The organism is Pseudaeromonas paramecii (genome assembly GCF_039540575.1).
In the GTDB taxonomy this organism is placed as follows: Bacteria; Pseudomonadota; Gammaproteobacteria; order Enterobacterales; family Aeromonadaceae; genus Pseudaeromonas; species Pseudaeromonas paramecii.
The window spans coordinates 1-12,768 of the sequence record NZ_BAABFC010000030.1 but is presented as its reverse complement, the minus strand read 5'-3'; the positions used below and the strand labels follow the sequence as shown (position 1 = coordinate 12,768).

The 12,768-nt window shown below is 66.2% G+C and carries 13 protein-coding genes; 3 read left to right on the top strand and 10 right to left on the bottom strand.

Translation table 11 applies throughout. From position 1 onward, the window contains the following. Window position 1 precedes the first annotated feature (1 nt). From ABD847_RS16705 to ABD847_RS16665, 9 genes are all read right to left on the bottom strand, one after another. Complete coding sequence (locus ABD847_RS16705; RefSeq protein WP_345015097.1) at window positions 2-1,705, bottom strand: GspE/PulE family protein; 1,704 nt, start codon at window positions 1,703-1,705, stop codon at window positions 2-4. A 1-nt stretch (window position 1,706) separates the two neighbouring features. Then, the gene (locus ABD847_RS16700; RefSeq protein WP_345015095.1) at window positions 1,707-2,903 is read right to left on the bottom strand and encodes a tetratricopeptide repeat protein; all 1,197 of its coding nucleotides are present in this window, start codon (window positions 2,901-2,903) and stop codon (window positions 1,707-1,709) included. Continuing rightward, on the bottom strand, window positions 2,900-3,790 hold the full coding sequence (locus ABD847_RS16695) for an ExeA family protein (protein WP_345015093.1): 891 nt from the start codon (window positions 3,788-3,790) through the stop codon (window positions 2,900-2,902). Before ABD847_RS16695 ends, ABD847_RS16700 begins: the two co-directional genes overlap by 4 nt. A gap of 3 nt (window positions 3,791-3,793) precedes the next feature. Continuing rightward, window positions 3,794-5,428, bottom strand: coding sequence for a pilus (MSHA type) biogenesis protein MshL (gene mshL / locus ABD847_RS16690; protein ID WP_345015091.1), 1,635 nt, complete (start codon window positions 5,426-5,428; stop codon window positions 3,794-3,796). Between the two features lie 5 nt (window positions 5,429-5,433). Further along, window positions 5,434-5,757 (bottom strand): MSHA biogenesis protein MshK, encoded by a 324-nt coding sequence (locus ABD847_RS16685; RefSeq protein WP_345015089.1) that lies wholly within the window; start codon window positions 5,755-5,757, stop codon window positions 5,434-5,436. After that, on the bottom strand, window positions 5,750-6,391 hold the full coding sequence (locus ABD847_RS16680) for an MSHA biogenesis protein MshJ (RefSeq protein ID WP_345015087.1): 642 nt from the start codon (window positions 6,389-6,391) through the stop codon (window positions 5,750-5,752). The genes ABD847_RS16685 and ABD847_RS16680 overlap by 8 nt, the downstream gene beginning before the upstream one ends. Continuing rightward, window positions 6,388-6,984, bottom strand: coding sequence for a PilN domain-containing protein (locus ABD847_RS16675; RefSeq protein WP_345015085.1), 597 nt, complete (start codon window positions 6,982-6,984; stop codon window positions 6,388-6,390). Before ABD847_RS16675 ends, ABD847_RS16680 begins: the two co-directional genes overlap by 4 nt. After that, the gene (locus ABD847_RS16670) at window positions 6,981-7,853 is read right to left on the bottom strand and encodes an MSHA biogenesis protein MshI (protein ID WP_345015083.1); all 873 of its coding nucleotides are present in this window, start codon (window positions 7,851-7,853) and stop codon (window positions 6,981-6,983) included. Before ABD847_RS16670 ends, ABD847_RS16675 begins: the two co-directional genes overlap by 4 nt. Before the next feature lie 100 nt (window positions 7,854-7,953). Continuing rightward, window positions 7,954-9,906, bottom strand: a complete 1,953-nt coding sequence (locus ABD847_RS16665; protein WP_345015081.1) for an EAL domain-containing protein — start codon at window positions 9,904-9,906, stop codon at window positions 7,954-7,956. Window positions 9,907-10,136: 230 nt separating this feature from the next. Here ABD847_RS16665 and ABD847_RS16660 point away from each other — a divergent pair, with 230 nt between their 5' ends. The 3 genes from ABD847_RS16660 (at window position 10,137) to ABD847_RS16650 (ending at window position 11,706) form a co-directional block, all read left to right on the top strand. After that, complete coding sequence (locus tag ABD847_RS16660; protein WP_345015079.1) at window positions 10,137-10,580, top strand: YaiI/YqxD family protein; 444 nt, start codon at window positions 10,137-10,139, stop codon at window positions 10,578-10,580. Between the two features lie 148 nt (window positions 10,581-10,728). Next, entirely contained in the window at window positions 10,729-11,346 is a 618-nt protein-coding gene (locus ABD847_RS16655) for a LysE family translocator (protein WP_345015077.1), read from the top strand. Window positions 11,347-11,355: 9 nt separating this feature from the next. Further along, complete coding sequence (locus ABD847_RS16650) at window positions 11,356-11,706, top strand: VOC family protein (RefSeq protein ID WP_345015075.1); 351 nt, start codon at window positions 11,356-11,358, stop codon at window positions 11,704-11,706. Window positions 11,707-11,715: 9 nt separating this feature from the next. On the opposite strand, the gene ABD847_RS16645 is transcribed toward ABD847_RS16650, so the two are convergent. After that, entirely contained in the window at window positions 11,716-12,501 is a 786-nt protein-coding gene (locus ABD847_RS16645) for a sulfite exporter TauE/SafE family protein (RefSeq protein ID WP_345015073.1), read from the bottom strand. Window positions 12,502-12,768: the final 267 nt, after the last annotated feature.

Genomic DNA, 12,768 nt, shown 5'->3' with positions numbered 1-12,768 from the left:
CTTACACCACCTCCGCCAGGCGCAACACCTCATCCACCGAGGTGATGCCCTTGCCGGCATAGTCGAAGGCCACCTGCACCAGGGGCTGATAATCCGGGTGCTCCCGGGCGCTGCGGGCAAAGGCTTCCGGGTCGCCGCGGCGCAGGGCATCCATCATGGACTGATCCAGCTCCAGCAGCTCGTAGACGCCGATCCGCCCCTGATAGCCGGTGAAGTTACAGCTTTGGCAACCGCGCCCCTTCACGAACGTATGCTGGCGGGCGCTGGAGCCGAACAGGCTATCCAGCCAGATCCAGTCCCCCGGCTCGGGGTCGTGGGGCTGGGCACAGTCCCGGCACACCCGCCGCACCAGCCGCTGGGCCACGATGGCCCGCAGGGCGCTGGCCACCATGTAGCCCGGCGCCCCCATGTCCATCAGCCGCAGGGCGCTGGTGATGGCGTCGTTGGTGTGCAGTGTGGTGAGCACCAAGTGGCCCGTGATGGCGCCGCGCAGGCCGATCTCGGCGGTCTCCTGATCCCGCATCTCCCCCACCAGCAGTATGTCGGGGTCCTGGCGCAGGGTGGACCGCAACACGCTGGAGAAGGTGAGATCTATCTTGGGGTTGACCTGCACCTGGCTGATGCGCGGCAGGCGGTACTCCACCGGGTCTTCCACCGTGATGATCTTGACCCCTGGGCTGTTGAGCTCCGACAGGGCGGCATACAAGGAGGTGGTCTTGCCGCTGCCCGTCGGCCCCGTCACCACTATCATGCCGTGAGGGCGATGCAGCTGGCGGCGAAACCGCGCCAGCAGGTCGTCGGGCATGCCGGTGTCTTCCAGCCGCAACAGGCCGGCGGACTGATCCAGCAGGCGCATCACCACCGACTCACCGTGTTGCACCGGCATGGTGGAGATCCGCACATCGATCTCGTGACCCCGTACCTTCATGTTGAAGCGGCCATCCTGAGGCAGTCGCTTCTCGGCGATATCCAGCCCCGCCACCAGTTTCAGCCGCAGCACCAGGGCCGGGGCGATGCGCACCTCGTTGAGCACATTCTCGTGCAGCACGCCGTCGATGCGCTGGCGGATGCGCAGCACCTTCTCGTCCGGCTCGATATGGATGTCCGAGGCCCGCACCTGCACCGCATCCTCGAACAGGGAGCGCAGCAGCTTGACCACCGTGGCTTCGCTGTCGCTGGCGCCGGCCTCGGCCAGCCCCAGGTCGAAGCTGGTCTCCCGGTACTCCTCCTGCAGCTGCTCGGCGAAGCTCTCTATCTCCTTGGTGCGGCGATAGAGCTGGTCGAAGTAATCCAGCAGCTGGGCCTCCCGGGCCACCGCCAGCTTGAGCTGCCGGGGCGAGATCAGACCGGCGATGGCATCCAGGGCCGCCAGATCCGCCGGATCCGACATGACCACGGTCACCTCATCCCCCTGCTGGTTCACCGCCAGGGCGCGGTAGCGCCGGGCGTGCACCTCGGGGATCAGCTGCACCGCCTGGGGCGAGATGCTGAGCTTGGAGAGATCGAAGAAGGGCACATTCAGCTGCTGGGCCAGGAACTTGAGCAGCTGCTCCTCGCCGATGAAGCCCAGATCCACCAGCGTGGCCCCCAGCTTGCGACCGGATTGCCGCTGTTGCCCCAGGGCCAGCAGCAGCTGATCCTCGCTGATGATGCCTTCGGCCACCAGCAGATCCCCCAGGCGCATGCGCAGGCGAGGTTGTGCCATCTTACTGCTCCAATTGAGTCAAACGCTGCCCCACGAACTGACGTGCGGCCTCCCCCAGTTGCCCGCGGGCCAGGGCCTGACGATAGGCCGCCTCCGCCTGGGGCAGCTGGCCCTGCTTGTCCAGACTGATCCCCAGCCCCATCCACCAGCGGCCGTTGGCCGGCTGGGCCTGGGTCAGGTGTTGGTAACTGAGCACCGCCTCCGCCAGGCTGCCCAGCTCCTGGGCCAGGGCCGCCCGGGTGGCGTAATAATCCAGGTTGGCCGCCACCGGCGGCGTCAAGCCCTGCAGGTAGGCCAGGGCACCGGGCTTGTCCCCCATGGCCTGGGCCAATCGGGCCAGCAGCAGGCGGAAGTTGGCATAGTTGGGCGCCAGGGCCATGCCCTGCTCCAGCAGTTGCCGCGCCTCGGAGAGTCGCCCTTCGCCATACAGCAGGCCGGCCAGTTGTTCCCGACTCTCATGATCCTGCGGCGTGGCCCGGACCACCCGATCCAGGGCCTCCCGGGCCTTGGCCAGATCGCCACCGGCCATGGCCTGGCGGGCCTGGCGTTTGTCCAGAGCCGCCTGCTGGGCCGGGCTCAGCTGCACCGGCTCTATCTTGAGGCTGGACTGGGGGGCCGGTGCCTGATAGGCATAGTCCTCCGGATCGTGATCCGCCCCATCGGCATAGGCGTCGTCATCCGGATAGACATCCGCCGCCTGCAAGGGTTCCGGCTTGGCCGCAGCCACCCGGTCATCGGGGTCACTCACCGGCTGCTGCAGGGTGTCGGCGTCCACAAACAGGGGCTCGTCTTCCGGCACGGGCGCCGGCAGACTGGCATGAGCCGGCACCGAGGCCACCGACTCGGCAGGGGCCGCCGTCGTTTCCAGTGGCGGTGCCGGGTCAGCCGGGAATACGTCCGGTGCCGAGGCCGCCACCGGCGAGCGCTGGGCGGCGGTCACCGGCGAGTCGGTCGCAGGCGCGACGGCGGCAGGCGCCACCGGCTGGGATACGGCTGCCATTGCCGGACTGGCTTGCACCGGCAGGCCCAGGTAACCGAGCCGCCAGGCCAAGGCACCCGCCAGCAACAGGGTCAGGGCGATGCCGGCCAGCCACCAGGGGCCGCGGCCGGTGCCAGGCTGGGGCCGGTAGATATTCTCCTGGCCGCTGGCGGCCTGGCGGGACTCGAGATCCCGCAGCATCTGATTGATCACGCTCATGCCTGCCACCTCCACCACCACAGGGCCACCGCCCCGAGGGACAACAACAGGATCAGGGCCCAGCCCAGGGCGCGGCCGGGTTCCCTGGCGGCCTCGGTATCCCGGGCCGCCTGCAGCACATGACGCCCGGTCACCCTGGCCTGCCCCTGGCCATAGGCCAGCATCAGGCTCTTGTGGGCCAGGATATTCAGCAGGCGGGGGATGCCGCGGCTGGCCCGCCACAACAGGCGGGCGCTGCGTTGGCCAAACAGGGGGCTACCGCGGTAGCCCGACACCCGCAGCCGGTATTCCAGGTAGGCCCGTGCCTCCTGCCGCAGCAGAGGACGCAGGCGGTAGGAGAAGGTGATGCGCTGGCGCAGCTGCCGCAACTGGGGCCGGGCCAGCCGCTGATCCAGCTCCGGCTGGCCGAACAGCACCACCTGCAGCAGCTTGCTGGACTCGGTCTCCAGGTTGCCGAACAGCCGCAGGGCCTCGAGGGTCTCATCCGGCAGGGCCTGGGCCTCGTCCAGCAGCACCACCACCGGCTTGTCCGCCTGGCGCAGGGCCACCAGCCGACGATGGATGGCATCGGTCAGCGCCAGGCTGCCGCCGTCCACCGGCAGCCCCAGCTCACAGGCCAATGCCTGGCGCAGCTCTTCGGGGGTCAGGGCCGGGTTGGGCAGGTAGATGAGCTGACAAGCCTCCGCCAGCTCGCCCATCAGCTTGCGCAGCAGCAGCGTCTTGCCGGTGCCCACCTCACCGGTGACCTTGATGAAGCCCTCCCCCTGGCCCAGGGCCACCCGCAACACCTGCAACGCCTCCTCGTGAGGCGGCAGGCCGTAGTAGAAGCCGGTGTTGGGAGTCAGGCCGAAGGGGGCCTCACTCAAGCCGAAATGGGTCTGGTACACCTGTTACTGCGCCTCCGGATACCACTTGTCCAGCAGCTCGGCGGAGCGTTGCAGCTCCTGCTGCCAGGTGTTGGTCTCCACCACCTGGGGCTTCAGCATGATCACCAGCTCGGTCTTGGCATTGACGTCCTTGCGATTGGTGAACGCCTCCCCTACCCAGGGGATGTCCCCCAGCAGGGGCACCTTGCTCACCTGCTGCTGCTTGTTGGTGCGCATCAGGCCGCCGATGACGATGATGTCGCCGGACTTGGCCTCCACCACGGTATCGGACTCACGGATGTCGCTGTAGGCCAGCGGCAGGGTCAGGGGCGAATCGCCGCCCAGGTCGATGGTCTTCTGCTGTTCGGTGACATCGATGACCGAGGGGTGCACGTGCAGCAGCACCTTGCCGTCGTCATCGATCTGCGGCGTCACATCCAGGGCGATGCCGGAGAAGAAGGGGGTCAGCTCCACGTCCGGGCTGGTGGTGGTGGAGGTGCCGGTGACCGTGGTGGTGGAGACATTGGTGACGAAGTACTCGTCGCTGCCCACCTTGATCACCGCCTTCTGGTTGTTGAGGGCCGTCACCCGTGGACTGGACAGGGTACTGACGTCGCCCTGGGTCTTCAGCAGGTTGATCATGGTGCTGAAGTTGCCGTCGCTCAGCAGGAAGCTGGCGCCGCCGCCGATGGCATTGCCTATGGTGTTGGTGGTGGCGGGAATGGCCACCAGGGAGCCGCCGGTCAGGGCCGTGGCACCGGCGCTGATGGAGAAGTTGTTCCACTGCACCCCTTGCTCATAGCCCTCGTTGAGAGTCACCTCCAGTATCTTGGCCTCCAGGATCACCTGACGCTTGAGGTGCTGTTCGGACTGACTGAGGAAGGCCTTCACCGCCCGGATGTCCGCCGGCATGGCCCGCAGGGTGACGAGGCCCGCCTGGGGATTGACCTGCACCATGCGACCCTCGCCGCTGCCCACCAGCTGCTGCAGCGTGGTCTGCAGCTCGGTCCAGAAGTCGGTCTTGGTGTCCGTCTCTATGCTGGTGCCGTTGGCGGAGCTGTTGCTGCCGCCGTTGTTGTTACTGTTATTGTTGGAGCTGCTGGAGTCGCTGCTGTTGAGGCTGTTGCTGCTGCCCTGATCCGACACCCGGCCTGAGTTGATGGTGGTCCGGGAGAGGCCCTGACGGGTCATCATCAGGTAATTGATGGGCAGGGTCTCGGTACGCAGGCCGGCAGGATAGACGTGATAGACGGCGCCCTTGCGCTGGATGTCGTAGCCATAGAGGCTGGAGACGGTATCCAGCACCTCCGGCAGGGTCACGTCCCGCAGATCCAGGGTGATGCGCCCGCTGACGCCCGGATGCACCGCCACACTGTAGCGGCTGTCCTGCATCAGGGAACCGAAAAACTCGCGGGCCTCCACCTCCTTGGCCGCCACCCGGAAGCGTTGCTCCGCCACCTGGGGCCGGGCCACCGGCAACATGGGATTAGAGGGCAGCAGTTCGGCATTCACCGCCTCGGGCACCTGCAGCGGCGCCACTGCCGCCTGCTGGGCTTCCTTGAGGGTCTGCTTGGCCTCGGTGGGCACCGGATGCCGATAATGGCTACAGCCGGCCAAGCCCAGGGCAAGCAGCAATGTGGTCCAGGACGTCTTTGTCATAGGGTTCAATACCTGACCTTGCGAGAAAACAGCACCAGCCGGTGACGCTCTTGGCCCCGGCGTAACACCACGGCGTCAGCGCCAATGGACTCAATCTTGTAGCCGGCCACCTGCTGACCGGCGTGGTAACTCTGACCGTTGAGGATGGCGTGGTGAGTGCCCTGCCCCAAGATGATGGCCTGTAACCGGGGCAGGCCGGCCTTGGCCACCGCCGTCTGCTCGGTCGCGCCCTGCAGCGGGCGTGTGGGGTCGGTGAGGGTCTCCGCCGCCTGGGTCAGACACAGGGCCCCCAACAGCCAGCCCAGCAGCATACGGGTCACACTAGCCACCGATAAACTCCTTGTTGTCGCTCAGGGTGTAGAGTTCCAGCTCCACCTCGGCCAGGGGATACTGGCTCACCTGGTACGCCAGTCGCCGCCAGTAGAAGTGCTCCGGCAACTGCTCCAGGGCCCGCAGATAGCGGTAGGTGTCGGCAAAGCCGCCGGCAAAGCGCAGGCGCAGGCCATGCTGGTAGAAGTTCACCGGCCCCTCCTCCTGCAAGATAGGGGTGGGGGCCAGGGAGGTCAGTGACAGCAGACGCAATTTGCCCGACTGGGCCAGCAGACGACGCAACACATCCGGCATCTGGCGGGCGGAGATGAGATCCACCGTCTGCGCCCTGAGCTGTTCATCCACCTGCCCCAGGGCGGCATCCACCTCCTGCATGGCCTGGCGGATGGGCTGATTGGGATCCCGCTGCAGCAGCACCTGCCGGGTCTCCAGCTCGGTCTTCGCCAGGCTCAGGGACTGCGCCAGGTTCACCGCCTGGGTGCGGCTGGCGGTCAGGGCCTTGGCCTGGGGCTCCAGCACAAAGACGTACAGCGGCATCAGGATCAGCAAGGCGCCCGCCAGGGCCACCATGCCCCGCTCCCGGGTCGTCATCAAGCCGGTGCGCTCGCAGGCGCGTTGCCAGAGGGCCTTCATTTGCTCTTGCCTCCCGTGCGGGCATTGAGTTCGAAGTGCAGGCGACCTGCGTCGTCCCGCTGCATCTGCAGATCGGCAAAGCCCTGGCCCGCCAGGCTCTGGGTCTGTTTGAACCTGTCCAGCCAGGCGGGCACCGCCTCGCTGCTGCGGCTCTCGCCTGCAAGACTCAGGCGTCCCTCATCCAGCCGAATGCGTTGCACCGCAATGTCCGGACTTCCCACCCGGGCCAGATCCGCCAGCAGGCCGGCCATGCCCTGGCTCTTCAGGCGGGCCTGGCCGTTGAGCCGGCTCACCAGCTGTTGCTTGCCGGCCAGCAGGGCGCGTCGGTTGGCCAGCTCGGCCGTGAGTCCTGCGTCCTGCTGGCGGGCCTTGATCTGGGCATCCAGCCCATCGCTTTGCTGCTTGAGCTGCATCAGTTGCTGCTGCAGCTGGCGGTTGGCCTGCTGCTGCTGGCTAAGCTGCCAATGGCTCAGGCCCCACCAGGCCAACAACAGGGCCAGCAGTCCCAACCAGCCCAGCATCATCTGCGGCAGGCTCAGCCACTGGCGCTTGGGGCGAAATTCGTCCGTGTAGAGGTTGACCCTCAGTTTCATGCCGACTCCCCCTGCAAGACGCCGTACAGGGCCAGGTAGGGCAGACCGGCAGCCACCGCCGGGTTGGCCAGGGCCTGCACATTCATGGCGAACTGTTGGCCCAGGTGACGCACCAGCGCCCCCAGATCCCCGCCCTCACAGGCCACCCACAGCTGGGCCGCCTCCGGCAGCTTGAGCTGGCTGATGAGGTAATCCAGCGAGCGCTGCAGCTCCAGCGCCAGGCTGTCCAGCAGCTCGGCGTCGGTCGTCCCCTCGGTGAGGCGGGCAAAGCCGCGCAGCTGACGGGTGAAACAGAGCTGTCCCTTGTGCACCACCAACAGTTGCGGCTCCTGGCGGGCCGGCTGGAACAGCAACAGCTGCACCCCGTCGCTGCGGCCCAGCAGATCTGCCAGGGCCAGCTCCTCGGTGACGATGGACTCCAGTTGCGCCTGGGCGTTGACCGCCTCGGCAATCTGGGCCACCCGGCTCTTGGGGGTGACCACCACCGCCAGCCGCGGGGCGGCCACCGGGTTGCTGCGCAGCTCGAAATAATCCATGGCCAGTTGCAGCACGGGTTCGCTGACGAAGTCCTTCACCGCCCAGGGCAGGGCCCCCGGCAGCTCCTCATCCGGCACATTGGGCTTCTCCACCTGCAGCACCTGGTACAGACCCGGCGAGAGCACCACCTGCACCCTGGCCCCCTGCAGCTGCAACGGCTGCAACAGACCGGCCAGGGCCGAGCCCCACTCACCGGCGTGAGCGACCGCAGCCTCCACAAAGTGCCCCGGCTTGCCGGGCTGGTAGAGGCGCACCCGATCCGCCGACAGGCCTACGGCCACCGTCGGACGATTGGGTTGCCGGCGCCCTGCCAGCCAATTGCGGATCCCCATCATGCCTGCTGCCCCTTAGCTGCAACATCCTGAAAAATCAAACCTCTGGAGTGTATCATGGTGCCGATCCAGGCTCTAGGCCGGGGCCGACCGGCTGAAGTCATTTGCCGACCAGCTCCCGTTTTCGCCGTTTTGGCGGTTTAGCCAGCGGTTCGGCGGGTGTGGCCAGCCAGAATCCCTGTCCCAGCGACACCCCCAGACCCCGCAGGCAGCGCCACTCCGCCTCGGTTTCCACCCCCACGGCGATCACCCGGGTATGGTCGTTGTCGCAGCCGCCCACCAGGGAGTGCACCGCCATCTGGTTCAAGGGGCGGTTATGAATTTCCCGTACCAGACTGGGGTGCAACTTCAGAAAATCCAGTGAAAAATCCCTGACATAATCGGTGCTCTGCACCTCCCGCCCCGCCTGATCCACCGTCAGACGGCAGCCCAGCAGGCGCAAGGAGCGCAATGGCCGACGCAAGGCAGCCTGATGGCGACCGATGAGGGACTCATTGATCTCTATGATGAGGTGACTGGCCGTATCGCGCCCCAGCCGCACCAGGGCCATCACCAAGGCACGGGTGAAGGCCCGATCCAGCAGGCTCTCGACATGCAGGTTGACGCTCAGGGGCATGGGGGTGTCGGCCAGGCGTTCCAGCGCCTGCTGCAGCATCAGGCGATCGAAGGCCAGCTGCAGCCCCACCTTGTCCACCATGGCCATGACGCCGCTGGCGGGCAGGGGTTCCCCCTGTTCATCCTCCAGCCGCACCAGCATCTCCCCCTGCTCCGCCCGGCCGTTTGGCTCCGCCAGCACCGGCTGCACGGCGAAGGGCAACTGCCCCTGCTGCAACTGACGCTCCAGCCGGCTGCGCCAACGCACCGAGCCGGTCGCCAGGGCCTCCACCTGCAAGGGCTTCTCGTAGAGGAAGACACCGCTGCCCCCTTCGAGCCGGGCGCTGCGCAGCGCCTGTTCGGCCTGCTCCAGCAGCCGCTGGGCCGACTCGCCGGGCTGATAGCAGACGCCGCCGATAAACAGGCACTGCTCGGGATCCACGTCGGCGGGCAGCGGCAGGCGCAGCAGGCTCTTGAGCAGCTGGCGGGCCAGCAGCTCCACCTCGGCCTCGGCGGCGTTGATCAGCAGCAGGGCAAAGCGACCGCCATCGTGACGAGCCAGCAGGGCCCCCGGCTGCTTGCCGACGAAGGCCTGCAGATAGCGGACACAGTGTTGCAGCACCAGATCCCCTTCGGCATCCCCGTGCTGACGGTTGATCTGCCCCAGGGCCGCCAGCTCGAACAAGAGCACGCCCCCCACCCCGGAGGCGGGATCCGCCATGGCCGCCTCCAGCCGGTTGCTGAAAAACAGCCGGTTGCCGATGCCCAGCTGCTTGTCGATAAACACCTTGCGGCGGATGAACATGTCGAAGCGGCCCCGCTCCTTGCGCGCCTCCTTGAGCTCGCCCAGCAGCCGATCCAGCGCCTGGCTGGCCGCCTCGGGCCATTCGTTGGCCGGGTCGTGCTTGAGGCGCCCCAGCTGATCGTTGAGGATCAGCTCACTGCGTTCCGCCAGCAGCACGGCGCCCCGCAACTGACGCCTGAGCCAGGCGGTGGCCAGCCAGACCCCCAGGCTCACCAGGGCAATGCCGGCGGTGATGCCAAACAGCGGCCCCTGCAAGTACTCCAGATCCGACAGAGGCGGCAGCACATAGAAGGAGACCTGCAGCGCCGGATAGCGCTCGCCATGCAACCGCTTCACCAGCAGTTTCTGGGCGGGATCGCCGGGATCCGGCTGCTCGTTGTCATGGAAGCTGAACAGGGGCTCGCCGCGGAAGGCGATCTCCACCTGCTTGACCCGGTTGGCCTTGAGGATGGGCGGCAGCCAGACCGTCAGCGACGGCAGCTGGCGCCGGGACAGGCCGTCCTCTTCGATGATGCGCACCACCGCCTGCAGCTCCCGCTCCAGGAAGCCCTCGGCCAGGTAATGAAAGCTCAGGGCCATGGAGGTCATCACCACCATGACGGTGGCGATGACACACAGGGCCAGAAAGGCGGCGATCTGATTGATCAGTTTCATGGCCGGTCACCTAAGACCGAACGAGACAGGCCGCATCCTGCGACCGGGACACACAACAGCACTGGCATAACACCCTCTCCACTCCCTGGACGACGCTACCTTACTCCGAGCGGCCAGCCGAGACCATAGCCAGAGGCCGGTGCCGTGCGCTGGGGCTATCTTAGCGCCGCCACCCCTGCTAGGGTGTCGCCACTGCCCGGCCCGACCGCCGGCCAACGAGGAAGAAGACGATGCAAATCTGGGTGGATGCCGACGCCTGTCCCAAGGTGATCAAGGAGATACTGTTTCGTGCCGCCGAGCGTACCGGCATCAGCCTGACCCTGGTGGCCAACCAGCCGCTCAAGGTGCCGCCGGCGCCCCATATCCGCAGCCTGGTGGTGCCGGCGGGCTTTGATGTGGCGGACAACGAGATAGTGCGGCGGGCCGAGCCCGGGGATCTGGTGATCACCGCCGACCTGCCCCTGGCCGCCGAGGTGATCGAAAAAGGCGCCCGGGCCCTCAACCCCCGCGGCGAGCTCTACACGCCGGACACCATACGCCAGAAACTCACCATGCGGGACTTCATGGACACCCTGAGATCCAGCGGCATCCAGACCGGCGGCCCCGCCACCCTCAGCCAGGCGGATCGCCAGGCCTTCGCCAACGCCCTGGACCGGCTGCTGGCCGCCCGTTGACAAATCGATTAACAAGGCGTCAAGTGATACCTCACACGGCGACAGACGCCTCTGCCTTTGAGTCGCTGGCCTTTGCCCTAAGATTGCCCTCGCCGAGCATCACGGCCCCCCAGGCGTGAGTCGGCGCCCCTCCCACAAGGAGCAGCCAATGATCAGCCTCGAATTCCTGTTGACCTGTCTGGTGGTGGTCCTGATGCCGGGCACAGGGGTGCTATTCACCGTCACCACCGCCCTGTTCCAGGGGCGACGGGCCAGCCTGTATGCCGCCTGCGGCTGCACCCTGGGCATACTGCCCTCGCTGCTGGCCAGCATCACGGGGCTAGCCATCCTGTTCCACACCAGCGCCCTGCTGTTCCAGGCGGTCAAGTGCCTCGGGGTGGCCTACCTGCTGTTCCTCGCCTGGTCGATGCTGCGCGCCGGCGGCCCGCTGGCCCTGCCGTCGCCATCAAGCCCCCAGGCGGGGCTGGCGATCCTGCTCAAGGGCTTCCTGCTCAACATCCTCAACCCCAAGCTGACCCTCTTCTTCCTGGCCTTCTTGCCCCAGTTCCTGCCCCCGGCAGCGGCCCACCCCACCGCCAACATGCTGGTGCTGGGCGGCGTCTTCATGGCCATGACCTGGGTGATCTTCCTTCTCTACGGCCTGCTGGCCACCCAGGTCCGGCAACAGGTGCTGCACTCCCAACACCTGACTACCCTGGTGCAGCGACTCTGCGCCGCCAGCTTTGCGGCACTGGGCCTCAAGCTGGCCCTGACCGAGCAACGATAAGGAGCCCCCATGCCACGCCATGAAAAACTCGATTACGTCGAATTTGCCAGCCAGGATCTGGCCGCCAGCAAGGCTTTCTTCGCCGCCGTGTTCGGCTGGACCTTCACCGACTACGGTCCTGACTACAGCGCCTTTGCCGATCAGGGGCTCGACGGCGGCCTCTGCCGCAGCGACGCCCAGCCGGTCGGCGGCCCCCTGCTGGTGTTCTACAGCGATGACATCCAGGCCACCCTGGCCAAGGTGCAGCAACACGGCGGCTTGATCACCCGCCCGCTGTTCGACTTTCCCGGCGGATGCCGCTTCCATTTTCAGGAGCCCGGCGGCAACGCGCTGGCGGTGTGGGCCAAGGCGCACGGCTAATCACCACGCCTAGGCGTGACGCCAGACCTTAATCGATGAAAGCACCAGAATACCGGCCAACAGGGGCAGCAAGTAATGCGTCGGGATCATGCCAAGCAGGCGGCCACCGATGAAGGCGCCAAGCAGGGAGCCGATGGCCATGATGCCGATGAACTTGCCTTGCAGCCTGATCACGGAAAAGCTTTGATCCCGGCTGTAGCGGCTGAAGCCCGTGAGCATGGTCGGCAGACTGACGGCCAGTGACAAACTGCCGGCCAGCTTGATGTCAGCACCAAACAACAGGACTATGGTGGGGATCAGCAGCTCTCCGCCAGCCACCCCCATCAGCGAGGCGACAACGCCGATGACCACCCCGGCCAGTGCTCCGGTGATCGCCAAGGCGACGCGGCCCAGAGACATGAACTGGCTATCCACTTCATGCCCGAACAACAGCAGGGCGGCGATGGCGATGAGCAGCCCGGCGATGATGCGATACAGCGTCTTTGACTTGAGCCGGATAGCCCACCCCGCACCAAACCAGGCGCCCGCCAGACTGCCGGACAGCAGGGTCACTATGATGTCCCAACGAGCAAAGACCTCCGAAAACGGCACGCTACCTGCCCGGAAGGGAAAGGCCGCCGCCACCACCACCAGGCTCATCGCCTTGTTGAGAATGACGGCCTCCAGCGCCCCGAAACCAAATAGGCCAATCAACAACGGCAAGCGAAACTCGGCGCCACCCAGGCCAATCAGCCCCCCCAAGGTACCGATCGCCGTACCACAGCCAAACGAAAGAAGACGACGTTGAGACCGCATGGCTAAACCTCATGTAGGAAAAGAAACAAGAGATCATGCGACAGCAAATTCAATGCCATGCCTGCCTGCAAGAGACTGGCCAGATCCAGGCTCCAGGCTTCACGCCAAGCGCCAGTCTGTTTGCCATGTCCGTTCCCTAACAAGGTGATTATTCGCGAGTTGTTGGCCTGGTCTATGCCAGACTCCGCTTCTACGCTAAATAGCTGATCCTAATGCCGCTCCAGTTGCATAAGCCCATGTCCGCAGCCAGGGAATGGTGCGGCATTA

Coding starts and splice junctions, on each gene's coding strand:
- ABD847_RS16705 (WP_345015097.1), bottom strand. CDS start 1,705: ATGGCACAACCTCGCCTGCGCATGCGCCTGGGGGATCTGCTGGTGGCC.
- ABD847_RS16700 (WP_345015095.1), bottom strand. CDS start 2,903: ATGAGCGTGATCAATCAGATGCTGCGGGATCTCGAGTCCCGCCAGGCC.
- mshL (WP_345015091.1), bottom strand. CDS start 5,428: ATGACAAAGACGTCCTGGACCACATTGCTGCTTGCCCTGGGCTTGGCC.
- ABD847_RS16680 (WP_345015087.1), bottom strand. CDS start 6,391: ATGAAGGCCCTCTGGCAACGCGCCTGCGAGCGCACCGGCTTGATGACG.
- ABD847_RS16675 (WP_345015085.1), bottom strand. CDS start 6,984: ATGAAACTGAGGGTCAACCTCTACACGGACGAATTTCGCCCCAAGCGC.
- ABD847_RS16670 (WP_345015083.1), bottom strand. CDS start 7,853: ATGGGGATCCGCAATTGGCTGGCAGGGCGCCGGCAACCCAATCGTCCG.
- ABD847_RS16665 (WP_345015081.1), bottom strand. CDS start 9,906: ATGAAACTGATCAATCAGATCGCCGCCTTTCTGGCCCTGTGTGTCATC.
- ABD847_RS16660 (WP_345015079.1), top strand. CDS start 10,137: ATGCAAATCTGGGTGGATGCCGACGCCTGTCCCAAGGTGATCAAGGAG.
- ABD847_RS16655 (WP_345015077.1), top strand. CDS start 10,729: ATGATCAGCCTCGAATTCCTGTTGACCTGTCTGGTGGTGGTCCTGATG.
- ABD847_RS16650 (WP_345015075.1), top strand. CDS start 11,356: ATGCCACGCCATGAAAAACTCGATTACGTCGAATTTGCCAGCCAGGAT.
- ABD847_RS16645 (WP_345015073.1), bottom strand. CDS start 12,501: ATGCGGTCTCAACGTCGTCTTCTTTCGTTTGGCTGTGGTACGGCGATC.